This window comes from Acinetobacter piscicola, from assembly GCF_015218165.1.
GTDB lineage: Bacteria > Pseudomonadota > Gammaproteobacteria > Pseudomonadales > Moraxellaceae > Acinetobacter > Acinetobacter piscicola_A.
In genome coordinates, this window is record NZ_CP048659.1 from 1,275,846 (window position 1) to 1,290,479 (window position 14,634).

Below are 14,634 nucleotides of genomic sequence, written 5' to 3' on the forward strand. Positions count from 1 at the left end.
GTTTAATTATGGCGAATCCGCCGGAATTAGAATCAACCGAAAGTGATTTCTTGGTTGGTGATGCTGTGGTTTTAGACATAACAGTATTAAGTGCAACACTAAAACCTTTTGAGGGAATTTATAACGTCCTCGAGGTTTACGAAAATACAGTTTGTGTGCTCATTGAATTAGGGACATTAACTTTAAATAAAAAGTTTGTCCGCCAAGCCACCGTCGCCGAACTCCACGCCAACCGCCGTTTAACCGAAGCTGAACATGCTTTAGCGGAGGTGTCATGAACGCTGAACAAATCATCCAATCTTGGCATAAACCTGCGTTACACACGCTTGGTTCATTGCTCTCAGTGCGTAAAGCTAATTTACGCAAAATTAATCGCCCTGAAAGCAATGCGATGGTGTTACAGCAAGAATTCATTGAATCATTGATGAACTACCACAGGATCTCTTTATGGCAAGCGAGTGAAATCGCTGCAAGCTTAATCCGTGCTCAGCGTGTTGCTAAGTACGGTCGTTTTCTACAAATTAAAAATGAGGGTGGTAAACAATGAATTACTATCAACACCATATTGGTGACTTCAATAATGCTACTCGTCATTTAAGTTTGCTTGAACGCGCAATTTATCGTGATTTGCTTGATATGTATTACGACACTGAAAAGGCGATCGATGCAACCAACATTGATCGTTTAGCACGCCGTCTACAATGTATCACCCCTGAACAGGTTGCGGCATTAAATTACGTTCTTGAAGAGTTTTTTACTCTGCATGATGATGCTTATGTTAATAATCGATGTGAACGTGAGATTGCTGAATTTCACGGAAAGCGCAAACAAGCGAGTGAAGCTGGCAAAGCATCTGCTAAAAAGCGTGCAGCTAAAAAGCAACAATCCTCAAGTAACGGTTCATCTGATAGCGAACACTCGAATGACGATAATTCAACGGACGTTGAGCAAGCGTCCAACGAAAATTTAACGGACGTTCAACCAACCAATAACCATAAACCATTAACCATAAACCAAGAACCATTTAATAGTGGTAGTAGTAATGCGCACGAGCAAAAAAAACCACATGCTCCAATTCAATTTTCACAATACCAAAGTGAAGATCACAAACGTTACACGCTACTTGCATGTGCAAACCAATATCCAATTCAAAATGATTTTATTGAGTTAGCACAAAACCGTTTTGAAAATATACCAACACAAGACTTGAATACCATGTTTTCAGGTGGAGGCATGTTCTGCGATTTCTTTTCAGCACGAGGCAATCAATCTGAAAACACAGCAAGCCTATGGTTGGTCAAATGGTTTACATGGATTGAAAACAACAAGGATCAAGTTAAACGCAATCGTGAAAAACAAAATCAGGCTGTGAAACAACAGCAATCTTCCCAACAAGAACCAAGTTATTTCGAAAGAATCTTTGCTGAACAGCGAGCAACTTCTGAAATCAAAGTAAATTCGGTTGAGATTCCAGTACTGGGAGTATCGGGTAATGCATAACTTTGTTTGTTTACAAGATGTTCAGGTATTGATTGGTACGTTGCGAGTGATTTATGCATCTCAGTTTAATAAGCAATACCCACTGACAGGACCTGCAGCAATTCCCATGGAAATGATCGAATCGGTTGCTTTGAACTCATTAACTGGTGTGAACAAGAATCAATTCAACCGAGGTTTAGCATTGGTGAATACATCAGGTAAAACCTTCATGCCAAGCTTTGCTGAGTTCCGTACTTTGTGTATTGGTCAAGATTGGTGGAATGCTGAAAAAGCATGGGTGAAAGCGTGTGAGTACACCAAGATCATTGAGCACAAAGCTATTGAGATTGAGAAAGATATTTTTCAGTTTCAAGAAATCACGACGATCGCTAAATTTGCTTTGGATCAAGTAAGTTTATTGATTAACGATGGTGAAATGTATCGAGCTAAAGATGAGTTTGTAAAACTGTATAGCGAATATTTGGCTGAGGCTCAATTGAAAGGGCGTGTCCAAGAGTGGTACCAGGAGCCAAAACAATTAGCTTGGAGTAACGATCAAGAGAAGCAAGTAGAGCACAATCCGCTTCCAAATGCTGAAGCTCAAAAACATCTTGAAGCGCTTAAGCAAAAAATGAATGTGCGAAATCGTCATATTCGTAAACCACAAGAATTAAAACCAACACCTAAACCATTGAGCACGCTAATCACGAATGAGTGGCCAGATCCATTTGATCAACCTGATGCATATTTAAAACAATGTGAGTTGGATGGTTGTGTGGTACCTGCAACGATTCGCAAGCAGTTGGGAGGTCGTCATGTCTAAGATGAATTTTCAAATAGGCAATTACGTCACACACCCGAGTACAGGTCGCCCTAATAAGATCAAGCAAATCCGTATTAGCAAGGGTGTGAGATGGTTAGGATTTGGCTCAAACACAATTGATTGGGTTAAAGCTGAGGATTGTAAGGCTTGGGATGGCCCTAAGGTGTTTGGAGGTGCAGCATGAACGAAGCATTCAATCAACGTATTTGGTCGGTACAAGTCGGCAAGAACGCAACACATGCTCAAATCATTGCTAAGCGTCAATTGCGTGAAGAGCTTGAGACCGAGATGGAAAAATATTTGGCCCGTGGTGGTCAGATCAAGCAAGCGGTAAATACTCAATTTCAAATTAGTCACGGTACTGCAGACCAGTACAACAAGCGTGATTGTCGCTGTGAATCTTGTGTGAATTGGGCGAAAAGCAAAGGGAGAATTAAGGGGTGAGTACTTACACCGAAATTTTCGACATGATGATTTTTACTTTGAGTCAATTTGCTCAAAGTGGAAAAGCGCTCAATACAAAAGAGATTCAAAACTTGCTTGATGTGAGTCAAAGGACTGCTCAACGCATTTGCAAGGAGCTTAATGAGTCAGGGTGGTTGGAGTACAGGAAAGTAGGTCGCGAAAAACTCTACTCGGCTTCAGTTAAAACAAAAGAATTATTCAAGGTGGCACTATGACAACTACAAACAACCTTATTGATCGGGTTGGTGGTATTGAAAAGGCGAAGGCGATTGTGGGGGGTGCGCCTGAAACATCAACTCATTATTTTGAGGGACGTTATTTTGAAGAATGGTCATACAATGGATGGGTGACAAGCATAAACGGTCAGTGGCATGACTGTAAGAAACCAGAAGGTAAGTTGATCGATCTGGACGACCTTCGCACCGCCATTGCTAAATATGAACAGGGAAGCAATTCTTCTGAGTTCAAGGTGAATGATCAAGTGGTTTTGATTAACAAACCTGGATCTTCAAATTCTTTACACAGGGTTTTAGAAGTAAGACATCCAACAACAATCGTTGTATGCCCAATTAATCAAGTTAATGGTAATGATTTGGTTATTTTGCAATTTTGTGCTTCGCCATATTACTTGAGACATATAACAGGTGATGAGTTTGATGCAGGTCACCGCATAGACAAGAAAATCGAATCAGACCACGTCACCGACATTACTAATCACATTAACCCAAATACGAAGGTGGTGGAAGCATGAACAAAGATCAAATAGCGCATGAATATATGCTTGAAATGCTTAAAAACACACATGCAAATCACGGTTTCTTGAATAGTGATGAGATTGGAAATTTAACAGAAACAGCTTGGGCAATTGCAGACGCAATGCAAGCTGAAGCAGACAAGCGAGCATTACAAAAACGAGCTGAGTTACGTGAATTGCTCAATCACCCAAACACTTTTATCGAAAAGGAAGGGATGCATTTTGATGATGTTGAGTTTGAGGTGGATTGGGATTTAGCACCTGAAAATGCTGTTGCTTGGGAAATGAGGGAAAGTGGTTGTTTTAAATGGTTCTGCAATGTGGATGGAGGGCTTGATTTTGAAGATGCTCCATCTTTCGGCTACACAGGCGATTGGCGCAACTCGTTAAGAAAACGCCCTGAAATGGAGGTGGAACGTCATGCCCTGCGGGGTGAGCATGAATAAAAATCCAGTTACAGAACAAGATATTCGCTTGCCACAATTCCGCAATGCAAAGCTTGAGGATCTAGAGTTTGATGGTTCGGGTGAGGTTGTTCGTAAAGATCGTTTTGAAACATCAATGCGGAAAATCTCAGGTATGTTGCATGGTGTTAATGGATTGTCTGCCCGTAGTGGTTGGACGTGTGAACAGGTGGTTGAGGCAGTGGATCAACTATTGAGATTTAAGCAATTAGTGATAGCGATCAACACCGCTCCAGATGGCGCTGAGTTTTATCATTTTGAAAATGGTGAATTCATTAAAGCTATTAATCAAGAGCATTTGCAGATAGCTAGAGATGAGCCAAAAAACCTTCATCTTGTTAATCACGATGTTTTTCTAAACGGATCATGGGAGCTTACGAGTGCGTGGATTGAATATATAAATCACTTGATCAGCATTGATGATATGAGGAAAGAGATTGCTGAGTTTTGGCGAGGTGATAATGCTTAAACCTCTCATCATCGGCATAGATCCAGACTTGGAGAAATCAGGAGTGGCTGTCTTAAAAGACGGCTCACTTCGATTGGATAACATGCGTTTTTATATTTAGGTAGTCATGAATGAATTTATCTCAATCTCAAATCAAAAGACTTGTTCACCAACGTGACAACAAGCCTAAACAGCAAAAGTATGGGAATCATAAAGTTGTTGTTGATGGTGAAAAAGTTGCTGATTCACAGCATGAATATCGTCGTTTAAATGATTTAAAGGTCTTACAGCGTGCAGGTGAGATCAAGGATTTACAGACCCAGGTTCGATACAACCTGATACCGGCACAGAAAATTTGTGGTGAGAAAGTACGTGGCACAGATTACATAGCAGACTTTGTTTATTGGACCAGTGAAGGGCAGTTTGTTTGTGAAGATGCCAAAGGTCATAAAACTGCGGATTACATCATCAAACGTAAATTGATGAAATTAATTCACAATATTGACGTAGTTGAAGTTTAAGAACGATTTAGGGGAGTATGACAATGAAGTCTAACGCTGAAACAATCCTTGAAGCCGTTGAGGATTTACATAATCAAGAGCAGATCGTTACTAGAGAAACTTTGTCACAATTGACAGGCTTCAAATTATCTATCGTTGATGATCGTTTAAGCTATCTTGTCGATAGTGGCCAGATTATCCGTGTACAGCGTGGTGTATTCATTCCAGCCCCTAAACATCGTCCATCTCGTATTATGTCCAAGATGGTTTTACCGGATGGTACCGTTAAAATTGAAATTGGTGATGATCAGATTTTGACATTAACGCCACGTGAAGCACGTAACCTTGGCAATCTCATGGTTGCTGAAGCGATGCAATATGCAAATATTGAAATGGGTCATCATATGGCAATACTTCAGAGTGAAGTTTCAGGTCAAGTACGTAAATTATCGAAGCAAGTAGGGGATTTATTGGATATAGGCAAGCAAGGAGAGCTGTTGTAATTTATCAAAACTGCTTCACCCCCCTCTAAGGTTAGACCTCCCCCACATATATACATGATCATTAAACCAATATGAGGTTTGGTGATCATGGCTGAAAAAAAAGTAATTGATTGGGAAAAGATCGAACTCGATTATCGAGCAGGTATTAAGTCTCTACGTCAAATTGCAGGTGAGCATGATATTGCAGAATCAGGCATTAGACGTAGAGCAAAGCAATACGAATGGGTTCGTGATCTATCTGAAAAAATTAAAGCTAAAGCAGATGACATTGTGCGCAAGGAGAGTGTGCGCAACAGTGTGCGCACGAAAACGACCATTTCAGAAAAAGACAAAATTGATGCAAGTGCCAATGAAGTAGCGTCAGTTCGATTAGCACATCGTAAGGATATTCAACGTTCACGCAAGATTGCTATGAGTCTTTTTGATGAGCTTGAAATGATGGTCGGTCAAGAGAATGTCAAATTGCTGGAAATGCTGGGTGAGCTTATGTGGTCGCCTGATGATAAAGGCAACGACAAGGTGAATGACCTTTACATGAAGATTATCTCAATGCCTGGTCGTGTGAAGTCTATGAAAGATTTAAGCGACACACTCAAAACATTGATTGCTTTAGAACGTCAAGCGTTTGGACTTGATGATGAGAACAATAAACCTGTCGATGCACTGACTGCATTACTTGAACGAGTAAGCACTGGAAATAGTTCTGCATTTAAACCAATTGCCGATGATCCTGAATATTAGTGCATGTACGTGAATGGAACGACTAATCACCCACACCAAAACAATTTCATTCACGTACACGCTTCAAAAATGCACCAATGTTGTGCAAAATGGAGTAAAAATTGATTTATAACACTAACTTACAGCCACTACCGACAAATGCTGAGGAGCTTGAACGCTGCTTGGCAGACCCTGTTTGGCGTATTTTTAGTGGCTGTTTATATAAGATCAAAATTAAAGGTGATGACTTTGTAAATGAGTTAGGGCAAGTAGAAGAAGCTCCAACATTTGAATTACCGTTCCAGCCTAATGATGCACAAGTACGTTTTATGAAACGTATATGGTCACGTAACATCATTTTAAAAGCACGTCAGCTAGGTCTTACCACATTGATTTGTGTGCTTTGGCTTGACCATGCACTTTTTAATGCTAATCAGAATACTGGAATCATTGCACAGACTGATCCTATTGCTGAAGAAATTTTCCGAGATAAGATCAAGTTTACTTATGATAATTTACCACAAGAGATTCGTGAGCGTTTCCCAACATCGACATGTACCGCGACTGAGATGGTATTTGCGCATAATAATTCTAAGATCTCTGTTGCTTACTCATACCGTGGTTCAGTAACACACAGATTGCATATTTCTGAATATGGTAAAATATGTGCACAATTTAAGAAAAAAGCTACTGAAACTATTACAGGGTCAATTCCTTCTGTGCCGACCAACGGTATTATTGTAATCGAGTCTACAGCCGAAGGTCGTGGCGGTGACTTTTTTGATAAAGTTCAGATTGCACAAAAGAACTACGCTTCACGTAAAAAACTTTCGTCCAAAGATTATCGCTTTCATTTCTATGCGTGGTGGCAAGAGCCAAAGTACCGTGTAGATGCAAGTGAAGTTGTTATAACTGAAAAAGATCATAAGTATTTTGATCGAGTAGAAACCCTTGTAAAAGATAAAATGAATATCAAGATGCGTATTGATCCAGATCAACGCGCTTGGTATGTCGCAACGAGAGCAAATGATTTATCAAATAATCAGGCGAGAATGTGGCAAGAGTACCCATCATTCCCTGATGAAGCATTTCAAGTCAGCACAGAAGGAAATTACTATGCGAACGATATGCTTGATTTACGTAAACGTGATGGTATTACAGATGTAGAAGTATTGGATATTCCAACAAATACTTTTTGGGATATTGGGAATCATGATGGTTGTGCTATTTGGCATCATCAAATGATGAACCAACAGGATCGCTTTATTGATTATGATGAAGCACATGGTCAAGACCTAAGGTATTACGCAAAATTAATTAAGGACAAACCTTATATCTATCAAACACACTTTCTTCCACACGATGCAGCACACCAAAGATTGGGTGACTACAATCAATCCGTACTTGAGATGCTAGAAGAATTATTACCTGGTCATAATTTTGTGGTTATTCCACGCATTACCTTGCTCACAACAGGGATCCAACAGACACGGAAACATCTAAAGAACGCATGGTTTGATGAAACACGTTGCAAATTAGGTATAGAACGCATTGAAGGCTATAAGAAGAAATTTAACCAGACTGATAACCGTTATATTGATCAGCCTGATAAATCCAATGGTTGCTCAGAAGGTGCAGATGCACTTAGACAATGGGCACAGGCTAAAGATGCTGGGTTGCTTGGTGATTACGTCTATACCCAAAGTAAAGCTGTAGGTTTTGGTGATTCAGACAATCCACATGATGATATGTACAGAGAGACATATCAAGATGAGCCGACAGACTGGCGGTTAGTGTAAAAATACGGAGCGATGAACATGATAGACAATACGCCAGCAAATGACGAGCTTGAGCTGACTTTGCATGAAATCCAAGAAATTCATTACGAAATTGAGCATCAACCCTTGTGGCGTAGCACTGCAGATAAGGAAATGGACTATGCCGACGGTAATCAATTGGATAGTGATTTGCTTAAACGTATGCAAGAGATTGGTATACCGCCTGCGGTAGAGAACTTGATCGGACCAGCTATACGGGCAATTGAAGGATTTGAAACAAGTACACGTACAGATTGGCGTGTAACTGCAAATGGCGAACCGGGTGGACAGGATGTTGCTGATGCGCTCAACTACAAATTAAATCAAGCTGAACGTCAATCAAAAGCAGATAAAGCATGTAGTGACGCTTTTCGTCCCCAAATTTGCTGTGGTTTAGGTTGGGTTGAAGTAAAGCGTGAATCAAACCCACTAGATTATCCTTATCGTTGTTTATCAGTTCGTCGTAATGAAATTCATTGGGATATGAAAGCCCAAGAAGATGATTTGTCTGATGCTCGTTGGCTTAGACGCAATCGATGGGTACACCCTCAACGATTAAAAGTGGCATTTTCTCAACATAAGGAATTAATAGAACGTATTGCGCAGCATGGTTCTTCTTGGTGGGAGCATGACGATGTACTCGATGGTGGGCATGGGACCAATTTAAGCAATGCGTGGGCGAATCAACGTGCATGGTCATTAGAAGAACAATATTGGTATAACCCTTCATCTAAAGAAATATTAGTATGTGAGTATTGGTACAGACGTTGGGTTGAAGTGATTATGTTGCGTTTCAATGATGGACGCATCGTTGAATTTGATGAAAACAATCCATCACACTTGTATGCTGCTGCAAATGGTCATGCTCAACCAGAGCGTGCCACAATTGCACGAGTAAGACGAGCATATTGGATTGGCCCACATCAATTGTATGATTCACCTTCTCCATATCCTCATAAACATTTTCCATACGTACCATTCTTTGCATTTCGTGAGGACAATACTGGCGTACCTTTTGGTTTTATCCGTGACATGAAGTATCCACAGGATCTAGTGAATAGCACACAAGCCAAGTTGCGTTGGGGCATGAGTAGTGTTCGAGTAACAGCAACCAAAGGCGCTACACCATTAACACCAATGCAAGTACGTCAACAGATCGCGCGACCAGATAGTTATATTGAACTCAACCAACAACATATGGCGAAACCAGGTTCACGCTTTGAGGTGGATCGAGATTTTGAATTGAATCAACATCAATTCCAAATGTTGAATGATGGTCGATTGGCAATTGAGCGTACTAGTAGCATTACTTCTGGATTTCAAGGTAAGCAAGGTACAGCGACCTCAGGTAAACAAGAAGCTATTCAGGTTGAACAATCAGATCGTTCAATGCAGAAAGTCATGGATAATTTTAGGGCAGCGCGAACTTTGGTTGGTGAACAGCTAATAGCTTTGATCATTGAAGACCTTGGACAAAAAGAGGAAGTGGTTATTATTGAGGGTGATGCAGTCACTGAAGAGCGTCGAGTACATATCAATAAGCCAGAAGTTGATGAACTAGGCTATAGCTATCTTTCAAATGATGTTCAACGTACTAGACTTATGGTTGCGTTATCAGATGTTCCAAGTTCTAAGAGCTTTATGGAGCAGCAAATGAATGCACTGTCAGAAATTACTAAGTCTTTACCGGCGAATATTCAGGTTGCTGTATTGCCATACATCATTGCTCTTACTGATACGCCATTTAAGAAAGATGTTATTCAGGCAATCAAAGATGCATCACAAGCACCTACACCTGAGCAGATTCAACAGCAAATTCAGGATGCTGTTAAACAAGCCTTGGCTGATGCAGGTAATGAAATTAAATTGCGTGAGCTTGAGTTGAAAGAACGTAAGGCTGGCAGTGAAATCAAAGAAATTGATGCACGTTCTGTACAAATTGGTGTTCAAGCTGCTTATTCTGCTATGCAGGCAGGGGCACAGGTTGCACAGATGCCACAAATTGCACCGATTGCTGATGTTGTTATGCAAGGTGCAGGTTATCAGCGTCCTAATCCGATGGGTGATGATCCGAATTTCCCTGTTGCTGATCAGACTGCTGCGAGTAATATTCGCAGTCCGTATATTCAAGGCGAGGGTGCTCAAATGGGTAGTGAGCAATTACCCGTGGTTGAGCAGAATACAAGTCCGATGAGTCCGCCAGTACCACATGAGGTGAAGCAAGATATGCAACGCATTTCCCTACCGCAAGATGAGAGTTATGCTCGACATGGTGGTACAGGGATGCAGGGGATTGAGACTCCTCGAAGCAGTGATAATCTCGGAAATTAAGGTTTTGTACTTAAGTATTTTTCTATGATTTGTACATTCATTAAGTCTTTAACTGCAAATCCAACACCTGTTGCACTCGGATAGACAGATGCGGCATTTACATTATACATTTCACATAAATTTAGTAGTTTATGAGCTTCTGCATAGGGTAAAGTCCACTTATATAAGTATTTGGAATATTCCATATCTGTTGTATCAAGGGTTTTATCTTTTGAAAATTTTGGAGGATCCATCGTAAAGGGGGTATCCGAATCAGTATCCTCTTCAACATGACGGAAAATAGAAAAACATCCCTGTTGTGCAGCTATATGAAAATTTACATTGCTAGGGATATTTATGATATCAAAGGGGATGCGACTTCTGTCTGAATCATAATCGAATGATTTATTGTATTTGTTCACTTTTTGAGAGTCTAAAATCCAAATTGCCAAGTTTTGAGTGAAGTTTGGTTTTTTATTATTATTAATATCATTGGCAATGTTTTTGACAGCTTCGCTTGAACTGAAGTAAGCTGCAACAAATGATCTTTTACTCCAATCAAGTAGTCTTGTCGAAACTCCATAGTGTTGAGCAAATGCTAAAATTTCATAGTAATTTTCAGTTGGCCATCTAAATAAATCTTTACCATTTTCCCCTGATAAGATTCCATCTAATGATTTTTTGGTACTGGCAATATGACCTGGAACTTGGATTCCAGTTTTATCACAGTAATCCAAAAAATGTATAAGTAGTTGAACTTCAAATTTTACTTGATTTTCAATAGTTATATCCACTGCGGTTCTAGAAGCGTTAGGTGAGAGTTTCCAGTCAGAATTTCCCTGACCTCGAAATAATAGGTTTAGATTCTCTCCAATTTGATTATTAATTTCTTCAGGTCTAATTGCATTCCAAAGTTCTTGAGCTGTTTTAAAGTGCTGTTGTTTATAATTCATCATCTAAAATATATCTTTATAAAAAATAGTATCTTAAATACTTAAATCTAAACTATCAATTAATTATATGAAATATCTATCGCTTCTGTAATGCGGTAAAAGTAATTTGTATAGGATCAATTTAGGCAGTCAAATCAGCTTTTATTCTATTTTAGGAATTTATTTTACAACTTGACTGAACTACCAATACAATACTACTGGTAGTAATGTTGAATGAGTTGCACGAATGATTTTTGGTAGCTCTCAGCATATTTCAGGTGATTATTGGGTCGTCGAAAATTCATTACTTGATTATCGAGTGATAAATAATGCACGTATAACTCTAAAATAATGGATCGTATTGGGAATAGAGCAGTTGTTGTTTTGGTTCAAGATGAATTAAAGGGCAATTAAGAACGCCAAGTTAAGCAAGAAATTTAATCTAAACCTAAAAAGGGAGTTTTAACTCCCTTCGACTTAGTTAGTCTTTTGCCCAACCATTTTTATCTTCAATATAAAGCAATACAGCCAAACCGCCTTGATTATTCACAAGATCTTGATCTTTGTAATGCATGCTATCAAAGCCTTCGATAAAATTATTCGTTCGGTCGGTTCGGAAATAAAAACCCATATGCAAGCCAATATTTCGACCTTGATTGTCATAGGTTACACCCTTACGAGCGTATGACTTAATATCATATTTACCTTGATAACGATAAGCGTTCGGAATATCTTTCCATTGTTTTGAGAGTGCGATAAAACCATTACAATAAACATCTCCCTTACATGCTGCGATCTTAGGCGCTAATTTAGGATTGTTATAGATTTTCATCATTTCAGGTAGCCCTGCAAAACTTGCAGTACTAGCTATTGTTGTTATAAGCATGGCAATAAGCGATGTATTCTTCATATTTCCCCGACATGTTTTAATAAAGTGGTTGAATTATAAATGCATTTTAAATATTTTTGTAGGTTATGGTCTCATAGTTTTTATGTTATAACCTATGTGAAATATATTGATTAATAAGGGAAGTAAGGTATGAAAATTGGTTTTATTGGTGGGTTTAGAGATAGGCAAAATAGACATAATGTGGCGGAGGATTATTACTCAAAAGAGTTGGATTGGCAAGTAAGAGTAGAAAAACCAAGGCAGAAACAAAGTGGATTTCAAAGAACTATTACAATAACTACAGAAAGAGAGATGGATATATATAACCTTATGATTTTAAAAAAATCAGGTGAATTAAAATTTTTTTATGTTTTAGAAGGAATGAATAAAGATGAAATTAAAAGTCGGATAGATACATATTGGGATAATTCCGACATGCTAGGTTATGATTTTGACTAAATTAATTCAAGAAATAGTTGAAAAAAACAACAATACCCTTATAGATTATTAAAATGAATAATATTTTGGAGTTGATGGATATGGGATGGATTGGAAATAAAATTGATGATATTACAATCGCTTTTGGGATGTTTCCAAAACTAAAATGGTTAGCAATATTTTATTTTATAATTGCAATGTTAGTCATGGGATTTTATCTTCCTTTTTTGAAAGGGATAGCAAATTTTGAAATCATGCAAAACATCCAACCATTTTATCATTTGATTGCAGAAAATTTTACAGTTTTGAGATGGGGTGTTCTACTTATTCCAGCAGTTATTTTGATCCTCGGTTTTCTTGATGTGAATGATCTTTATCATGAAAAGTTAGAAAAACGTGGATATTAAATCTTTCGTGCCATTTAGCCCCATCATGTGATGAGGCTTTTTCTTATTTTAGTGTTTATTTAAATGCATTATATCTACTCAGTGCCATTGCCATCATTTGGGCACTATTGATCCACCGTTCTAAATTATTAAATAACCGTGAAAATGCATATTTGCTTACTCAATTACTAACCACGACAAATATCAGTAATGATCTTCGTGAAAAAGCTGAAACCAAAATGACTGCATTATTAGATAAGTTGATTTAAATTTATCGAATAGGCTTTTAAACCAGCATCAATATGCTGGTTTTTATTTCTTGATTTGCCAATCCACAGCATGATTTCCATTGCCACAATCATGGCTCACACATTCACCTTTGTGATTAACTTGAATCACACCACAACCTTCGCAAATAACAGTTGTTAGATAGTTAGATTTACATTCATTGATAAACCCATTACTCATTCCATATTGCTTGGCGCATTGAGCACAATATTCTGCCATTAATCCTACCCCCTGTAAGGCTAACGCCATCATATCCAAATCCTAGACACTTGTCTCATGTTGAGCAATCAGCAGCTAAACGCTAGATAACTCTAGCCATTCAGACCTTAGCGGCTACAGCGATAAGTAGTAGGAAAGACATGGATATTACAGAGCAACAACAAGAGTTGATTGAATTAGGTGAAATAACACAAGAACTTGCATCTCAACTGTTAAGTCAGGAGATGAATGGCGATACCATAGCTTCAAATGCTGTGGAAACTGGTAGTGAGCCAGACACTACCCAAGATGGTAAAAACGAACCTGAATTAACAGAAAATACGCAACAGACTCAAGAGCAACAACAGCAGCAAACACAGGTAGATGAAAGCCAGATGAATGCTGAAAATGCTGTAATCGTTGCAAAAGATGGTAAGCATACCATTCCTTATGAAAAGTTAGTGGAAGCACGTAACGGTGAGAAGGAATGGAAGCAAAAGTTTGATGCTGCGCAGCAACAGCTTGCAGAACTTCAAGCCAATGCACAGGAACGTAAGGATCATGGTGTAGCCCCAACCGTACAAGATAACCAAGCTGATATCGCTCAACAGGCGATTGATCAGGGGATAGACCCTGCAATTTTTGGGGACTTTGACGAGAAAGGTTTAACCGAAGGTATTCAAAAACTTGTCGATATGCGTGTATCAGCAATGGTGCAACAGAAGTTAGATACTGCTTTAGCACCAATGCATGAGGAACATCGTTCCGCAAGACAACAGAGTGCTGAACAAGCACACTTTAATGCCATCTTCACTGCACATCCTGATGCTGACTCCATCATTGAATCAAAAGAGTTTAATGACTGGTTGAGTCATCAACCAAGCATCACTCGAAATGCGTATAACACAGTTTTAGATAAAGGTTCTGCATCTGATGTCGTGGAACTACTAGGACTGTATAAGTCTGGAACACAACCAACTCAAACGTCTGTACAACAGCAAAGTGATGCTGTGCGTGCAGCAGCGATGCAAGCTGTGAATAAAGCTCCAACAAAAGTACCGCATAGCGTGACTGATTTCCCTAGTGGTAATCCAACTGGGCAATCAAATGATGAGCGTCTTGGAAACTTATCTGGCCCAGAATTACTTGCTGAGATGAGTAATTGGACACCAGAACAGATCGACGCTTATTACGCACGCAATGCTTAATTACATTGTGGA

General features: G+C 39.0%; 22 protein-coding genes. 19 read left to right on the plus strand and 3 right to left on the minus strand.

Annotation, left to right across the window (positions count from 1 at the left end; translation table 11 throughout):
* Positions 1–8 precede the first annotated feature (8 nt).
* The 15 genes from G0028_RS06160 (at position 9) to G0028_RS06230 (ending at position 10,304) form a co-directional block, all read left to right on the plus strand.
* Positions 9–278: a hypothetical protein gene (locus tag G0028_RS06160; protein WP_227554778.1), complete on the plus strand. Its 270-nt coding sequence runs from the start codon at positions 9–11 to the stop codon at positions 276–278.
* Positions 275–547, plus strand: coding sequence for a hypothetical protein (locus tag G0028_RS06165; RefSeq protein WP_180044813.1), 273 nt, complete (start codon positions 275–277; stop codon positions 545–547). The genes G0028_RS06160 and G0028_RS06165 overlap by 4 nt, the downstream gene beginning before the upstream one ends.
* On the plus strand, positions 544–1,500 hold the full coding sequence (locus G0028_RS06170; protein ID WP_180044812.1) for a YdaU family protein: 957 nt from the start codon (positions 544–546) through the stop codon (positions 1,498–1,500). The genes G0028_RS06165 and G0028_RS06170 overlap by 4 nt, the downstream gene beginning before the upstream one ends.
* Positions 1,493–2,302, plus strand: a complete 810-nt coding sequence (locus tag G0028_RS06175) for a hypothetical protein (protein ID WP_130075336.1) — start codon at positions 1,493–1,495, stop codon at positions 2,300–2,302. The genes G0028_RS06170 and G0028_RS06175 overlap by 8 nt, the downstream gene beginning before the upstream one ends.
* Positions 2,295–2,486: a hypothetical protein gene (locus G0028_RS06180; protein WP_180044811.1), complete on the plus strand. Its 192-nt coding sequence runs from the start codon at positions 2,295–2,297 to the stop codon at positions 2,484–2,486. The genes G0028_RS06175 and G0028_RS06180 overlap by 8 nt, the downstream gene beginning before the upstream one ends.
* Positions 2,483–2,746: a hypothetical protein gene (locus tag G0028_RS06185; protein ID WP_180044810.1), complete on the plus strand. Its 264-nt coding sequence runs from the start codon at positions 2,483–2,485 to the stop codon at positions 2,744–2,746. Before G0028_RS06180 ends, G0028_RS06185 begins: the two co-directional genes overlap by 4 nt.
* Positions 2,743–2,982, plus strand: a complete 240-nt coding sequence (locus G0028_RS06190; protein WP_180044809.1) for a winged helix-turn-helix domain-containing protein — start codon at positions 2,743–2,745, stop codon at positions 2,980–2,982. Before G0028_RS06185 ends, G0028_RS06190 begins: the two co-directional genes overlap by 4 nt.
* The gene (locus tag G0028_RS06195) at positions 2,979–3,518 is read left to right on the plus strand and encodes a hypothetical protein (RefSeq protein ID WP_180044808.1); all 540 of its coding nucleotides are present in this window, start codon (positions 2,979–2,981) and stop codon (positions 3,516–3,518) included. Before G0028_RS06190 ends, G0028_RS06195 begins: the two co-directional genes overlap by 4 nt.
* Entirely contained in the window at positions 3,515–3,967 is a 453-nt protein-coding gene (locus G0028_RS21030; RefSeq protein WP_218946230.1) for a hypothetical protein, read from the plus strand. The genes G0028_RS06195 and G0028_RS21030 overlap by 4 nt, the downstream gene beginning before the upstream one ends.
* Complete coding sequence (locus G0028_RS06205) at positions 3,960–4,454, plus strand: hypothetical protein (RefSeq protein ID WP_180044807.1); 495 nt, start codon at positions 3,960–3,962, stop codon at positions 4,452–4,454. Before G0028_RS21030 ends, G0028_RS06205 begins: the two co-directional genes overlap by 8 nt.
* Before the next feature lie 110 nt (positions 4,455–4,564).
* The gene (locus G0028_RS06210) at positions 4,565–4,954 is read left to right on the plus strand and encodes a DUF1064 domain-containing protein (RefSeq protein ID WP_180044806.1); all 390 of its coding nucleotides are present in this window, start codon (positions 4,565–4,567) and stop codon (positions 4,952–4,954) included.
* 23 nt (positions 4,955–4,977) lie between these two features.
* On the plus strand, positions 4,978–5,436 hold the full coding sequence (locus tag G0028_RS06215; RefSeq protein ID WP_180044805.1) for a hypothetical protein: 459 nt from the start codon (positions 4,978–4,980) through the stop codon (positions 5,434–5,436).
* Positions 5,437–5,523: 87 nt separating this feature from the next.
* On the plus strand, positions 5,524–6,177 hold the full coding sequence (locus G0028_RS06220; protein WP_010112824.1) for a hypothetical protein: 654 nt from the start codon (positions 5,524–5,526) through the stop codon (positions 6,175–6,177).
* Positions 6,178–6,278: 101 nt separating this feature from the next.
* On the plus strand, positions 6,279–7,955 hold the full coding sequence (locus G0028_RS06225; RefSeq protein WP_218946231.1) for a terminase: 1,677 nt from the start codon (positions 6,279–6,281) through the stop codon (positions 7,953–7,955).
* An 18-nt stretch (positions 7,956–7,973) separates the two neighbouring features.
* Positions 7,974–10,304 (plus strand): hypothetical protein, encoded by a 2,331-nt coding sequence (locus G0028_RS06230; protein ID WP_180044804.1) that lies wholly within the window; start codon positions 7,974–7,976, stop codon positions 10,302–10,304.
* Here G0028_RS06230 and G0028_RS06235 read toward each other — a convergent pair.
* Both G0028_RS06235 and G0028_RS06240 read right to left on the minus strand, forming a co-directional pair.
* Entirely contained in the window at positions 10,301–11,239 is a 939-nt protein-coding gene (locus G0028_RS06235) for an FRG domain-containing protein (protein ID WP_180044803.1), read from the minus strand. The genes G0028_RS06230 and G0028_RS06235 overlap by 4 nt on opposite strands.
* A gap of 457 nt (positions 11,240–11,696) precedes the next feature.
* Positions 11,697–12,125, minus strand: coding sequence for a hypothetical protein (locus G0028_RS06240; protein ID WP_180044802.1), 429 nt, complete (start codon positions 12,123–12,125; stop codon positions 11,697–11,699).
* 129 nt (positions 12,126–12,254) lie between these two features.
* Here G0028_RS06240 and G0028_RS06245 point away from each other — a divergent pair, with 129 nt between their 5' ends.
* From G0028_RS06245 to G0028_RS06255, 3 genes are all read left to right on the plus strand, one after another.
* Positions 12,255–12,563: a hypothetical protein gene (locus G0028_RS06245; RefSeq protein WP_180044801.1), complete on the plus strand. Its 309-nt coding sequence runs from the start codon at positions 12,255–12,257 to the stop codon at positions 12,561–12,563.
* A gap of 53 nt (positions 12,564–12,616) precedes the next feature.
* Positions 12,617–12,949 carry a hypothetical protein gene (locus tag G0028_RS06250; protein ID WP_180044800.1) on the plus strand — a complete coding sequence of 111 codons (333 nt, stop codon included), beginning with the start codon at positions 12,617–12,619 and terminating at the stop codon, positions 12,947–12,949.
* A gap of 107 nt (positions 12,950–13,056) precedes the next feature.
* Positions 13,057–13,197, plus strand: coding sequence for a hypothetical protein (locus tag G0028_RS06255; protein ID WP_180044729.1), 141 nt, complete (start codon positions 13,057–13,059; stop codon positions 13,195–13,197).
* A 43-nt stretch (positions 13,198–13,240) separates the two neighbouring features.
* Here G0028_RS06255 and G0028_RS06260 read toward each other — a convergent pair whose 3' ends face one another.
* On the minus strand, positions 13,241–13,468 hold the full coding sequence (locus G0028_RS06260; protein ID WP_227554779.1) for a hypothetical protein: 228 nt from the start codon (positions 13,466–13,468) through the stop codon (positions 13,241–13,243).
* A 107-nt stretch (positions 13,469–13,575) separates the two neighbouring features.
* Between G0028_RS06260 and G0028_RS06265 the strand changes: the two genes are divergently transcribed.
* Complete coding sequence (locus tag G0028_RS06265) at positions 13,576–14,622, plus strand: hypothetical protein (protein ID WP_180044799.1); 1,047 nt, start codon at positions 13,576–13,578, stop codon at positions 14,620–14,622.
* Positions 14,623–14,634: the final 12 nt, after the last annotated feature.